Genomic DNA, 13,011 nt, shown 5'->3' on the forward strand with positions numbered 1-13,011 from the left:
ACGCCGCGGTGACGCTCCGTCCGCATCCGATGGTCCGGTGGATGCGGACCGCGGGCCACGCCGGCATCCCCGCAACCCTAGAGGCGGGCGGGCGGGGCCGCATCTCGCGACGCGCCGGTATCAGGGGGCCGTGAGGGCCGTCACAGCGAGGTTCACGCTCCGGAGGCGGCCTTGCGAACGGCTCCGGCGACCGCTCCGGCGACCTTGTCGTTGAAGACGGACGGGATGATGTAGTTCGCGTTCAGCTCGTCCTCGCCGACCACGTCCGCCAGCGCGCTCGCGGCGGCCAGCATCATGTCCGTGTTCACGGTGCGGGACTGGGCGTCCAGCAGGCCGCGGAAGACGCCCGGGAAGACCAGGACGTTGTTGATCTGGTTGGGGAAGTCGGAGCGTCCGGTGGCCACGACGGCGGCCGTCTGACGGGCGACGGCGGGGTCCACCTCGGGGTCCGGGTTCGCGAGCGCGAACACGATGGCGCCTTCCGCCATGGCCGCCACGTCGTCGCCGTTCAGGACGTTCGGGGCGGAGACGCCGATGAAGACGTCGGCTCCGACCACGGCCTCCTTGAGCGTGCCCGTGTAGCCCTCGGGGTTGGTGTTGTCCGCGATCCAGCGCAGCGGGGAGTCGGCCGCCGCGTCGACGAGGTCGGGGCGGCCCGCGTGCACGACACCGTGGATGTCGGCGCTGACGGCGTTCTTCACGCCCGCCGCGAGGAGCAGCTTCAAGATGGCCGTACCGGCCGCGCCGGCGCCCGACATGACGACCTTGACGTCGCCAACTGCCTTGCCCACCACGCGCAGTGCGTTGGTGAGGGCGGCCAGGACGACGATGGCGGTGCCGTGCTGGTCGTCGTGGAAGACGGGGATGTCGAGGGCCTCGCGCAGGCGGGCCTCGATCTCGAAGCAGCGCGGCGCGGAGATGTCCTCCAGGTTGATGCCCGCGAAGCCGGGGGCGATCGCCTTGACGATCTCGACGATCGCGTCGGTGTCCTGGGTGTCGAGGCAGATCGGCCACGCGTCGATGCCGGCGAACCGCTTGAAGAGGGCCGCCTTGCCCTCCATGACGGGCAGCGCGGCCATCGGGCCGATGTTGCCCAGGCCCAGTACGGCGGAGCCGTCCGTCACGACTGCGACGGAGTTGCGCTTGATGGTGAGGCGCCGCGCGTCCTCGGGGTTCTCGGCGATCGCCATGCACACGCGGGCCACGCCCGGGGTGTAGATCATCGAGAGGTCGTCACGGTTGCGGATGGGGTGCTTGGACGCCATCTCGATCTTGCCGCCGAGGTGCATCAGGAAGGTTCGGTCGGAGACCTTGCCCAGGCTGACGCCCTCGATCCCGCGCAGTTTCTCGACGATCTCGTCGGCGTGCGCGGTGGAGGTCGCGGCGATGGTGACGTCGATACGGAGCTTCTCGTGACCCGATGCGGTCACGTCGAGGCCGGTGACCGATCCTCCGGAAGACTCCACGGCGGTGGTCAGCTGGGAGACCGCGGTACCGCTCGCGGGCACTTCCAGGCGGACCGTCATCGAGTACGAGACGCTGGGCGCCGTTGCCATGGCCGTGTTCCTCTTCTGTCCCTGGTTTTTCTGTACACACGGGGCCCCGGCGCACGGCTGGTGCGGCAGGACCTCTTGTCCGATCGTCCCACCTACCAGCCGGTAAAAGGTAACCAGCTACAAATTTCGGAAAGACACTTCCACCATACGAGATATGCCGGGCTCCCGGAAGGGCTTCCGGCCACGCAAAACAGGCCTGCCCCGGCACCGAAGTGTCGGGGCAGACCTGTTCTTCACGTATATGACACCGACCCGCCATGCTCGCCTCGCGGCAAGTGGTCGCTCTGAGCGACGAAGGTTGGGCCCGGGGGCTTGGATCGAGTCGGTGCCGTACCCAGGCTAACAAAGGATCGCCGGAAGCGACCCCCCTCCAGGCACTTGACTCTGGGACCACACCCCTGGCCGCGGGCCGATCGGCCCAGCGTCCGGCGGGCACGCCCGCCGGGACGCGGGCCGGCTACCGCCTCAGCAGCGTCGGGACGCCGTCCCCGTCGGGGGCGTCGCGTTCGGCCGATACCACCGTCAGCTGCTGCGTGGCGCGCGTCAGGGCCACGTACAGCACCCGCAGCCCCGCCTCCGACTCGTCCGCGATCTCCGCCGGGGACACCACCACCGTAGCGTCGTACTCCAGCCCCTTGGCCTCCAGGCTGCCCAGCGCGACCGCGCGTTCGCCCAGGTCCGCCAGCCAGCCGGTCGCCTCCGCCCGGCGGTCCATGGCCACGACCACGCCCACCGTGCCGTCCACCTGCTCCAACAGCCGCCGGGTCTCCTCCCGGACGCTCTCGCCGAGGTCGCCCGCGGCGGCCGTGAAGCGCGGCTCCAGCCCCGTGGACCGCACCGCGGTCGGCGGCTCCATCCCCGGCATGGCCAGTTTCAGCACCCGGGCCGCCACCTCCGCCACCTCGGCGGGGTTGCGGTAGTTCACGGTCAGCGTGAAGCGTCGGCGCGGCCGGGACCCCAGGGCTTCGTCGCGGGCCGCCGCCGCCTCCTGCGGATCCGTCCAGGAGGACTGCGCCGGGTCGCCGACGACCGTCCAGGTTCCGTGCCGGCCCCGCCGGCCCACCATCCGCCACTGCATCGGCGTCAGGTCCTGCGCCTCGTCGACGATGACGTGCGCGTACTCGGTGCGCTCCGCCGCGAGCCGCTCGGCCCGCTCCCACTGGGTCTCCTCGCGGGTCGGCATCAGCTCCTCCAGCCCGCTCAGCTGGTCCAGCGGATCGAATTCCCGCTTGCGCCTGGGCCGCGCGGGCGCCCCGAGCAATTGCTGGAGCTCGTCGAGCAGCGCCACGTCGTGGACCGACAGCGGCCCCTTGCCGTCCGGACCGATCCGGCGCAGCGAGCGGGCCAGCCGGCGGGCCTCGCGGGGGTTCAGGTCCCGGCGCGACCAGCGGCCGAGCCTGCGTTCGTCGGCCATCGCGGCCAGCACCCCGCGCGGGGTGAGCTCGGGCCACCAGGCGTTCAGGAAGTCGATGAAGGCGTCCTCCGTCGAGATGTCCTCGTCGAAGGCGGACCGCAGCTCGGCGGCGAGTTCCGGATCGCTGTGCCGGCCGTTCGCGCCGGACCTCGCGTAGAGGGCGTCCAGCAGCAGCTTGCGGGCGCGCGGGCGCAGCAGGTTCACCGGCGCGGTGCCGCCGAGCACGTTCTGCCGGATCCGGTTCAGCTCGTCGGCCTCCAGCTCCTGGCGGCGGCCGAAGGCCACCACGCGCAGCCGCTCCGGGGCCTCGCCCAGCTCCAGGGCGCCCCGTACGGCCTTGCGCAGCACCTTGAGCATCCGGGAGGAGCCCTTGACGCGGGCCACGGCCGGGTCGTCGTACGTGCTCGCCTCGGCCCCGTCGACGAGCGAGCCGAGCGCCCTGATGGCGACCTGGCCCTCCTCGCCGAGCGAGGGCAGCACGCCCTCGGTGTAGGCGACGAGCAGCGGAGTCGGGGAGACGATCAGGATGCCGCCGGAGTAGCGCCGGCGGTCCTGGTAGAGCAGGTAGGCGGCCCGGTGCAGGGCCACGGCCGTCTTCCCGGTGCCGGGGCCGCCGGCGACCTCCGCGACGGAGGCGGCGGGGGCCCGGATGACCAGGTCCTGCTCGGCCTGGATCGACGAGACGATGTCCCGCATGGAGTGCGTACGGGCCCGCCCGAGCGCCGCCATCAGGGCGCCGTCGCCGATGGCGGGCAGTTCCTCGCCGTCGAGGGAGGCGGTGACCTCGGGGCGCATCAGGTCGTCCTCGACACCGAGCACCTTGCGGCCCTTGGAGCGGATCACGCGGCGGCGCACGACCCGGCCGGGTTCCTTCGGCGTGGAGCGGTAGAACGGCGCGGCCGCCGGCGCCCGCCAGTCGATGACGAGCGGCGCGTAGTCGGAGTCGAGGACGCCGATCCGCCCGATGTGCAGGGTCTCCGCGATGTCGGCGGTGAGATCGGCTCGAATCGCGTCGTCGGCCGGCTCGACCGAGGTGTACGCGCCGTCCGGGCCGCGTTCCCCGTCCTTGCCGAGGACGAGGTCGATCCGGCCGAAGAGGAAGTCCTCGAACTCGTTGTTGAGCCGGTTGAGGTGGATCCCGGCGCGAAAGACCTGCGCGTCGCGCTCGGCGAGCGCGCCGGGCGTGCCGACCTGCCCGCGTTTGGCGGCGTCGTTCATCAGGAACTCCGCCTCGTGGATCTTCTCCTCAAGGCGTCGGTACACGTGATCGAGATGCGTCTGCTCGACCGCGATCTCCCGATCGCGGACGGAATCCGCCGTGCTGTCGACAGCGGCATTCTGCGCGGCCACCAAGGCCCCCTTCTGACGTGCATGGGCGACCGTCAACCGTACGCGAACCAGGGCCTTGTCCGCACGCCCGTTCCGGGACCGTCCGGGGATCGCCACGAACGGCCGTGTGCGGGGGGTGACGACAGGGCCTAGGCCGATCCGGCGGCGAGCACCCGCCGCCGGTGCCGGGCGACGCGTTCGCGGTTCCCGCACGACTCGCTGGAGCACCAGCGGCGCCGGTGGCCCCGCGAGGTGTCCAGGTAGACCCGGGCGCAGCCCTCGCCCTCGCAGGCCCGCAGCAGCGCCCGGTCCCCGGGGTCGGTCAGCAGTTCGACGGCGTCGCGGGCCACGGCCGCGAGCAGTCCGGGGCATTCCACTCCCGCGCACAACTCCCGTACGAGGTGCCCTTCTTGGTCCCGAACGGCACACAGGCCCGGGGGTGGACCGGCGGCCGCCGCGTTGACCCGGGCGAGTGCTCCCTCGTCGGGTCCGGCGCCGGCCAGTTCGGCCCGTACGAGGCTCTCCACGTCGGCGCGCAGCGCCCGGAAGGCCTCCACCCAGTCGGGCCCCAACCGGCCCAGCGGCGTCCGGTCGGGCACCAGCCCGGCCCCGACGAGCCACAGGCGCAGCTCGTCGCCGTCGCGGATGCCCTCGGCGTGCCGATGGGCGTCGAAGGTGGCCAGCAGGTCCAGGCAGACCCGCCCGGAGTCGAACCACATACCGGTCACCGCCTCGGTTGCCGTGGGCCGCCTCCCCAGAGTGCCCGCCCACCGACGAAGCGGCTAGAGGGCGGGCGGGTCGTCGTGCAGGATCCGTTGGAAGAGACGGTGGTCGCGCCAGGCTCCGTCGATGTGGAGGAACCGGGGCGCAAGGCCGTACTGCTCGAAGCCGGCCTTCGCCAACACCCGCTGCGAGGCCAGGTTGTCGACCAGCGTGCCCGCCTCGACCCGGTGCAGGCCCAGCTCGTCGCGGGCGATCCGGCACACCTCCTCGACGGCGGCGGTGGCCAGTCCCTTCCCGGCCCAGGCCTCGTCGATCCAGTAGCCGACCCCGCCGCTGCGCAGCGGTCCCAGGGCGATGCCGCCGAGGTTGATGCCGCCGACGGGCACGTCCCCGGCGACCAGGACGAACGGCACCGTGCGTCCGCCGTCCCGCTCGGCGAGCAGGCCCGCGATCCGTTCGCCCTGGCCGACCTCGGTGTAGAACCGCTCGTCCCGGTAGGGCTCGAAGGGCGCCATGTGGGCGCGGTTGCGCCGCAGTACGTCGGCCAGGCCGGCGGCGTCCTCGATCCGGACGCCCCTCATCTCCACTCCGTCAACGATCACGACGGCACGCTAACCCGGACCCTCCCGCCCCCGACACCCCCGGCCGGAGCCCCTCATCGCGCCGGCGGTACCCCGCAGTCTCCGACGCCTCCCGCGTCCACGGACAGCCGGTACCCCCGTTTGACCACCGTCTGGATCAGCCTCGGCGCCCCCAACGCCACCCGCAGCCGGGCCATCGCCGTCTCCACCGCGTGTTCGTCGCGTCCGGCGCCCGGCAGCGCCCGCAGGAGTTCCGCGCGGCCCACGACCCAGCCCGGCCGCCGGACCAGCGCCCCGAGCAGGGCCATCCCGGCCGGCGGCACCGGCCGCAGCTCGGTGTCGACCAGCACCGCGTGGCCCCGGATCTCCACCCGGTGCCCGGCGACCGGCAGCACCCGCGCCCGCGCCGGCAGTTCCCGGCAGAGCAGTTGGACCAGCGGCCCCAGCCGGAAGCGTTCCGGCTGCACCGTGACCACCCCCTCGGCCTGCAACGGGAGCGCGGTCACCGGCCCCACGCACGCCGAGAGCACGTCCCCGCGCAGCCCGGCCAGGACCGCCTCCCGCATCCCCAGGTGGTCGGCCCGGGACAGCATCGAGACCACGGCCGGGGCCGAGGTGAAGCTGACGGCGTCCACCGCGCCGGCGGCCACCGCGTCCAGCAGCCGGTCGAGCGGCGCCGGGTCCTGGGGCGGCATCCAGCGGTAGACGGGCACCACCACGACCTCGGCCCCGCCCGCCCGCAGGGATTCGACGAAGCCGGGCAGCGGTTCGCCGTGCAGTTGCAGGGCGATGCGCCGCCCGGCCACCCCCTGGGCGAGCAGCCGGTCCAGTACCTCGGCGAGGGACTCGGAGGCGGGCGACCAGGCCTCCACGAGCCCGGCGGCCCGGACGGCGCCCTTCACCTTCGGTCCGCGCGCGAGCAGTTCGGTGGCGCGCAGGCCGGCGAGCAGTTCCTCGCCGATCCCCCATCCGTCGGCGGCCTCGATCCAGCCGCGGAAACCGATGGCGGTGGTCGCCACCACGGCGTCCGGTGTGCGGTGGATCAGTTCCTTGGTGGCGGCGAGGAGTTCGCCGTCGTCGGCGAGCGGAACGATCCGCAGGGCCGGCGCGTGCAGCACGGAGGCCCCGCGCCGGCGCAGCAGGGCGATCAGGTCGTCGGCCCGCCGGGCGGCGGTGACCCCGACGGTGAAGCCGGCGAGCGGGCCGGTGTCCGAAGCGTCCATGTGGTGTCCTGCCTTGCCCGAGAGGTGCGCGCGTAACGGGGCCGAGCCTGCCAAGTCGCCGTGTCAGGCTCGGTTCCGTCGTATTTCGTCGCCGTTAACCGGCGTTACACCGAGGTGAGCTGTGGTTTCGCCGCCGCCTGCGGTCCGGTGGCGGGCGCGCCGGCCGGCCGGCGAAGGTATACCGCCCAGGTGACCGCGCAGCACACCGCGTAGAAGCCGAGGAAGGTCACGAAGGCGGCCGTGCCCGACCCGGAGCGCGAGAACGCCTCCCGGAACACCAGGTTGATGCCGAGCCCGCCCAGGGCCCCCACGGCGCCGATCAGCCCCATCGAGGCCCCGGACAGCCGCCGCCCGCGGGCGGCGGCCTCCTCGCCGCCCAGGCCCTGCGCCAGGGCCTTCGCCTGGAAGATGCCGGGGATCATCTTGTACGTGGAGCCGTTGCCGAGGCCGCTCAGCGCGAACAGCGCCACGAAGCCGACCAGGAACACCGGGAGCGACTCCCGTACGGAGGCCAGGATCACCACCGAGGTCGCGAGCGCCATCGCCACGAAGGCGGCCAGGGTGATCCGGGCGCCGCCGAGCCGGTCGGCGAGCGCCCCGCCCACCGGTCGCACCAGCGAGCCGAGCAGCGGCCCGATGAAGGTCAGCGAGGCGGCCTGGAGCGGGGTCCGGCCGAACTGGGTCTGGAGCACCAGCCCGAAGGCGAAGCCGTAGCCGATGAAGGACCCGAAACTGCCGATGTACAGGAAGGCCATGATCCAGGTGTGCGGGTCCCGCGCCGCGTCCCGGACGGCGCCCACGTCACCGCGCACCGGCGCCAGGTTGTCCATCCGTACGAGCGCCAGCGCGGCCGCGGTCACGATCAGCGGGACGTACGCCGCGAGCAGCAGCCGGGGGTGGCCGGCGCCGGCGGTGCCGATGACCAGCAGGGCCGCGAGCTGCACGACGGGCACGCCGATGTTGCCGCCGCCCGCGTTCAGTCCGAGCGCCCAGCCCTTCTTGCGCAGCGGGAAGAACGCGTTGATGTTGGTCATGGAGGAGGCGAAGTTGCCCCCGCCCACGCCGGTCAGGGCGGCGACCGCGAGGAAGGTGCCGTAGGAGGTGCCGGGTTCCATGACCACCAGCGCGGCCACGGTCGGCGCGAGCAGCAGCAGGGCGCTGACCACGGTCCAGTTGCGGCCGCCGAACCGGGCGACGGCGAAGGTGTAGGGGATCCGGACGAGGGCGCCGACGGCCGTGGCGGTGGCGATGAGGAAGAACTTCCCGGCCGGGTCGATCCCGTACGCCGGGCCCATGAAGAGCACCATCACGGACCACAGCGACCAGACGGAGAACCCGATGTGCTCGGAGAGCACCGAGTAGAGCAGGTTGCGCCGGGCCACCCGCTCCCCGGTCTCCCGCCAGAAGACCTCGTCCTCCGGATCCCACCGCTCGATCCAGCGGCCCCCCTTGCGCGGTGCGGTCGTACGGGTCATCACACGCCTCCACAGCTGTCGCGTCCGTGGTGCCGACCGTAGGAGGCGCGCGTTTCGGCCCGGGTCACCGCCCGATGACCGGCGGGAAACCTTGCACTCACCCGTCGGCGGGGCCGCCTGTGAGCGCCGCCGGCAGCAGGCTCCCGGCCGGCACCTCCAGCCAGCCGCGCTCGGCCGCCAGTTCGGCGGCCGCCCGGACGAGGGCGTCCAGGCCCGGGTGGCGCAGCCCCTTGCGCCACACCATCGACAGCGGGGACAGCGGCACGGGAGCGACCAGCGGGCGTTTGGCGCAGCCGGGCAGGTCGGTGAAGTCCACGGTGACCAGGACCGGGGTGCGGGTCTTGGCCATCACGCGCCCGAACTCCTCCTTGCCCACGGCCACCGGCGCGGGCGGCGCCGACGCGATCCCCCGCCCGTCGAACAGCTCCCGCACCAGCCGGGTCCACTCCAGGGTCCGCGGGTTGCCCGCCCCCGCGTACACGGTCTCCCCGGCCAGGGCCGCCAGCGGCACCCGCTCCAGCGCCGCCAGCGGGTGCCCGTCGGGCAGCAGCACGGCGAGCGGCTCGTACCGTACGAGGGTGTGGGCCAGGCGGGCGCGCGCCGCGGGCTCCAGGCCGTGCGCGTAGCCGAAGGACACGTCGAGGCGGCCCGCGGCGATCTCCGCCGCGGCATGGGTCAGCCCGCTCTCGAACCGGGCCATCAGCTCACAGCCCGGGGCGAGCGCGCGGGCCCGGTCCAGCACGCTGCGCGCGGAACTCGGGCCGTCGCTGTTCAGGTCGACCAGCAGCGGTCCGGGTTCGCTGAAGGCGGCGGCCAGTTCGGTGTGCGCGGCCAGCACCTTGTGCGCGAGCGGCAGCAGCCGCTGCCCGTCGGCGGTCAGTTCCACGGCGCGGGTCGTCCGGGTGAACAGGCCCGCGCCCAGGGTCTCCTCCAGCCGGCGGACGTCCCTGCTGAGGGCCTGCTGGGCGACGTACAGCCGGGCGGCGGCGCGGGAGAAGTGCAGTTCCTCGGCCACGGCCACGAACCCGCGCAGCAGGCGGGGGTCCACATCACGGGAGTTCACCCCCGGACACTAACAACGGAATGCGGTGAATCGGCCGGGAACAGGTGTTGGACCCGGCCGGGAGCCGGCCCGCAGCCTTGGGTCATGCCCGCCCCGACCCTGATGACCGTCACCGGCACCACCCTCGTCCTGACCGGCCCGCCGCCGCCCCCGCGCCGCCGCCCGCGCGCCTCCCGCGGCGGCCCCTACCGCCGCCTCTTCGCCCGACCCGGCACCCGCGCCTTCACCGCCGGCAACCTCGTCGCCCGGCTGCCCATGGGCATGTTCGGGATCAGCGCGGTGATGATGATCGCCGGCCAGCGCGGCTCGTACGCCCTCGCCGGCGCGGTCACCGCCACCGGCCTGGCCGCCACCGCGCTCGTCGCGCCGTGGACGGCCCGACTCGTCGACCGCTTCGGGCAGGCCCGGATCGCCGTCCCCGCCACCCTGATCGCGGTGCTGGGCTCGCTCTGCCTGATCGCGTGCGTCCGTACGCAGGCCCCGACCTGGACCCTGTTCGCCTCGTACGCGGCGACGGCCACCACCCCCAACATCGGCGGCATGTCCCGGGCCCGCTGGACCCTGCTGCTGCGCGACGCCCCGGCCGACCACCACACGGCGATGTCCTTCGAGCAGGCCGCCGACGAACTCTGCTACCTGCTCGGCCCGGTCGCCGCCGCCTCGCTGTGCACGCTCGTCTTCCCGGAGGCCGGGACCCTCGCCGCCGCGTCGCTGCTCCTCGTCGGCGTGCTGGTCTTCGCCGCCCAGCGCGCCACCGAGCCGCCGCCCACCGGGGTCCGACCCGCCCGCTCCTCGTCACCGCTGCCGGCCCTGCTGCCGCTCCTGGGCCTCTTCGCCGCCACCGGAGTGATCTTCGGCTCGATGGAGGTCACCTCGATCGCCCACCTCGACGCCCACGGCCTGGGCGCCGCCGCGGGCCCGGTCCTGGCCCTCCAGGCCGCCGGCTCCTGCGCCGCCGGTCTGCTCTACGGCACCCGGCGCCCGCGCGGCCTGCGCGCCTGCCTGGTCGTCCTGTGCGCGGCGATGGCCCTCCCCTGGGCGGCGGCCGGCGGTTCCCTCGTCCCGCTGGCCCTGGCCCTGCTCCTGGCGGGCGCGGCCACGGCCCCGACGATGGTGACGGCCATGTCCGAGGTCCACCGCCGCACGCCCGAGGGGCGCCTCAACGAGGGCATGACCCTCGCCGTCACCGCGATCCTCGCGGGCATCGCCGCGGGCTCCGCGGCGGCCGGCGCCGCCGTCGAACACCTCGGCACCACCTCCGCCTACGCCCTGCCGGCCGCGGCGGCCCTGGCCGCGCTCCTGCTCGGCCTCGCCTCCCGCGCGCCCCTGAGGCGTACCGGCTGACGGTGATGCCGTCGCCGGCGGCGCGACGCCGGCGGGCCCGAGGCCATGCCCCCGGGCATGACAAAGGCCCCGCAGCCGGAGCCGCGGGGCCTTTGCCCACATGGGATGAGTGGAGATGGCGGGAATCGAACCCGCGTCCAACGGTGCAGAAGCAGGGCTTCTCCGAGCGCATTCCGCTGCGCTTTTCTCAGCCCCGGAGATCACACGGACAAGTCTCCGACGGGCTCAGTCACTGTTTGATTTCCCTCAAACCCCCGTGACCGGGGCTAGAGGTTTAGATCCCTAGTTGACGCCAGGATCCGGACCGGGACCACTTCCGGGCTGACGCTCCTCACAGAGGCTTCAGCTCACTGTTATTAGGCAGCGAGGGTGAAGCGGGAGTTATCGCTCTTGGAGTTGGCGATTATTGTTTGCGACATATGGTTTACGAGATCATTGCCGCTTCCTCGGCTCGCTTCCCCTGCATCGACATCCGCTGTCGAAACCGATCATCCCCATGTTTTTTTATCAAGTGACCCCACCCGCGAGCGGGAGGCGCTGACGCCATCCTACGCGAAGTGGACCTCGGGATGCCAGGTGATTACACCGTGCCCCGCTGCTTGCGTCGGACGGCCGCCACGGCGCGGTTCGTCTCGCGGGTGTCCTGCTTCTCCCGCAGGGTCTGTCGCTTGTCGTACTCCTTCTTGCCCTTGGCCAGCGCGATCTCGACCTTCGCGCGGCCGTCCTTGAAGTACAGGGACAGGGGCACGATCGTGTGACCCGACTCCGACGACTTCGAGTCCAGCTTGTCGATCTCCTCCCGGTGCATCAGGAGCTTGCGCTTGCGCCGCGAGCTGTGGTTGGTCCACGTGCCCTGGCTGTACTCCGGCACGTGCACGTTGTACAGCCAGGCCTCGTTGCCCTCCATCGACACGAAGCCGTCCACCAGCGACGCCCGACCCTGACGCAGGGACTTGACCTCGGTGCCCGTGAGCACGAGACCGCACTCGTAGGTGTCGAGGATCGTGTAGTCGTGCCGCGCCTTCTTGTTCTGGGCGATCAGCTTGCGCCCTTTTTCCTTAGCCATAGTGCGGTCATTTTCGCACTACCGACCCACCCGAAGGCCACCCAATACCTTGTGGGCCCGCTCCTCGGTCCCCTCGGCCGCCGACAGGTCCGGGTCGATGCCGCTGCCGTCGAGGCTGCGGCCCGCCGGCGTGCGGTACGTGCCGACCGTCAGCTCGGCCACCGAACCGTCCGGGAGTTCCGTCGGCATCTGCACCGAACCCTTGCCGAAGGTGCGGCTGCCGACCGTCACCGCGCGGCCCCGGTCCTGGAGGGCGCCGGTGACCAGTTCGGCCGCGCTCATCGTGCCGCCGTCGACCAGGGCCACCAGCGGCCGCGCGGTGTCCCCGCCCGGCTCCGCGTACAGCGCCCGCTCCGCGCCCCGTACGTCGTACGTCGCCACCAGACCGCCGTCGAGGAAGGCGGAGGCGGCGGTCACCGCCTCGGTGACCAGCCCGCCCGGATTCCCGCGCAGGTCCAGCATCAGCCCGGCGCCCGGCGGGGCCGCGCGGACGGCGGCCCGTACCCGCTCCCCCGAACCCCGCGTGAACGAGGCCACCTTGATGACGGTGACGCCGTCCGCGAGGCGGCGCACCGTCACCGGATCCACGCGCAGCTGCTGCCGGCGGACGGTCTCGGTGAGGCCGGCGCCCGCGCGGCTGAGGCCCAACACCACCGGGGTGTCGGCCCGGCCGCGCAGCAGGGCCACCACGTCGGCGACGGACCGGCCCGTGACGCCCTGGCCGTCCACGCTCAGCAGCCGGTCGCCGGCCCGCAGCCCGGCCCGGGAGGCGGGGCTGCCGGGCTGTACCCGGTCCACCTCGATGCGGCCGTCGGCGCGGCGCTCGGCCCAGAGCCCGACACCGGTCCAGCGGCCGTCGAGGTCCTCGGCGAAGGCCGCGTACTCGTTCTGGTCGTAGACCATGCCCCAGCGGTCGCCGCTGCGGCTGACGACGTCCTGGGCGGCCTTCTTGCCGGACTTCCCCTCGGCCGCGGCCTCGGCGGCGGCGCGGGCGACGGCCTCCCGGTCGGCGGTGGCCGCCCCGGGCGCGCCCGGGGGGCCGTCGTGCGTACGGGTCACCAGGACCCCCGCGGTGTCCACGGCGTCGGCGCGGTCCCAGCAGCCGGTGCCCGCGGCGGTACCGACGGCCGCGAGGAAGGCCAACGTCAAAGCGGCCCCGCGACGCAGGTCGCGGGGCCGGAGACAGAGAGCGGGTAGGCCCGGCATGGCGCCGAGTCTAGGACAAGCCCCGCGGCGC

Annotated in this window: 10 protein-coding genes and 1 other RNA gene; 1 reads left to right on the forward strand and 10 read right to left on the reverse strand. The window is 73.2% G+C overall.

What is annotated here, in order from left to right; genetic code table 11:
• Positions 1–152: 152 nt before the first annotated feature.
• The 7 genes from ACIRO3_RS32535 to ACIRO3_RS32565 all read right to left on the reverse strand — a co-directional run bounded on the left by ACIRO3_RS32535 (position 153) and on the right by ACIRO3_RS32565 (position 9,364).
• Positions 153–1,556 (reverse strand): NAD-dependent malic enzyme, encoded by a 1,404-nt coding sequence (locus ACIRO3_RS32535; protein ID WP_053679378.1) that lies wholly within the window; start codon positions 1,554–1,556, stop codon positions 153–155.
• Positions 1,557–2,013: 457 nt separating this feature from the next.
• Positions 2,014–4,320 carry a HelD family protein gene (locus tag ACIRO3_RS32540; RefSeq protein ID WP_404142843.1) on the reverse strand — a complete coding sequence of 769 codons (2,307 nt, stop codon included), beginning with the start codon at positions 4,318–4,320 and terminating at the stop codon, positions 2,014–2,016.
• 128 nt (positions 4,321–4,448) lie between these two features.
• On the reverse strand, positions 4,449–5,018 hold the full coding sequence (locus tag ACIRO3_RS32545) for an ABATE domain-containing protein (protein WP_361771744.1): 570 nt from the start codon (positions 5,016–5,018) through the stop codon (positions 4,449–4,451).
• Positions 5,019–5,081: 63 nt separating this feature from the next.
• Positions 5,082–5,603, reverse strand: coding sequence for a GNAT family N-acetyltransferase (locus ACIRO3_RS32550; RefSeq protein ID WP_404142910.1), 522 nt, complete (start codon positions 5,601–5,603; stop codon positions 5,082–5,084).
• A 74-nt stretch (positions 5,604–5,677) separates the two neighbouring features.
• Positions 5,678–6,826, reverse strand: a complete 1,149-nt coding sequence (locus tag ACIRO3_RS32555) for a uroporphyrinogen-III synthase (RefSeq protein WP_404142846.1) — start codon at positions 6,824–6,826, stop codon at positions 5,678–5,680.
• 104 nt (positions 6,827–6,930) lie between these two features.
• Entirely contained in the window at positions 6,931–8,301 is a 1,371-nt protein-coding gene (locus tag ACIRO3_RS32560) for a nitrate/nitrite transporter (RefSeq protein WP_366146898.1), read from the reverse strand.
• A 97-nt stretch (positions 8,302–8,398) separates the two neighbouring features.
• A complete protein-coding gene (locus ACIRO3_RS32565) occupies positions 8,399–9,364 on the reverse strand; it encodes a LysR family transcriptional regulator (protein ID WP_404142849.1) in 966 nt (321 codons plus the stop codon).
• 84 nt (positions 9,365–9,448) lie between these two features.
• Between ACIRO3_RS32565 and ACIRO3_RS32570 the strand changes: the two genes are divergently transcribed.
• Complete coding sequence (locus ACIRO3_RS32570; RefSeq protein ID WP_404142851.1) at positions 9,449–10,708, forward strand: MFS transporter; 1,260 nt, start codon at positions 9,449–9,451, stop codon at positions 10,706–10,708.
• Between the two features lie 107 nt (positions 10,709–10,815).
• Here ACIRO3_RS32570 and ssrA read toward each other — a convergent pair.
• The 3 genes from ssrA to ACIRO3_RS32585 form a co-directional block, all read right to left on the reverse strand.
• Positions 10,816–11,204, reverse strand: a transfer-messenger RNA (tmRNA) gene (gene ssrA, locus ACIRO3_RS32575).
• An 84-nt stretch (positions 11,205–11,288) separates the two neighbouring features.
• On the reverse strand, positions 11,289–11,774 hold the full coding sequence (gene smpB, locus ACIRO3_RS32580; protein ID WP_053679392.1) for an SsrA-binding protein SmpB: 486 nt from the start codon (positions 11,772–11,774) through the stop codon (positions 11,289–11,291).
• Positions 11,775–11,792: 18 nt separating this feature from the next.
• Positions 11,793–12,980, reverse strand: a complete 1,188-nt coding sequence (locus ACIRO3_RS32585; protein WP_404142854.1) for a S41 family peptidase — start codon at positions 12,978–12,980, stop codon at positions 11,793–11,795.
• Positions 12,981–13,011 lie beyond the last annotated feature (31 nt).

It is taken from the genome of Streptomyces sp. NPDC102278 (genome assembly GCF_044766345.1).
Taxonomy (GTDB): domain Bacteria; phylum Actinomycetota; class Actinomycetes; order Streptomycetales; family Streptomycetaceae; genus Streptomyces.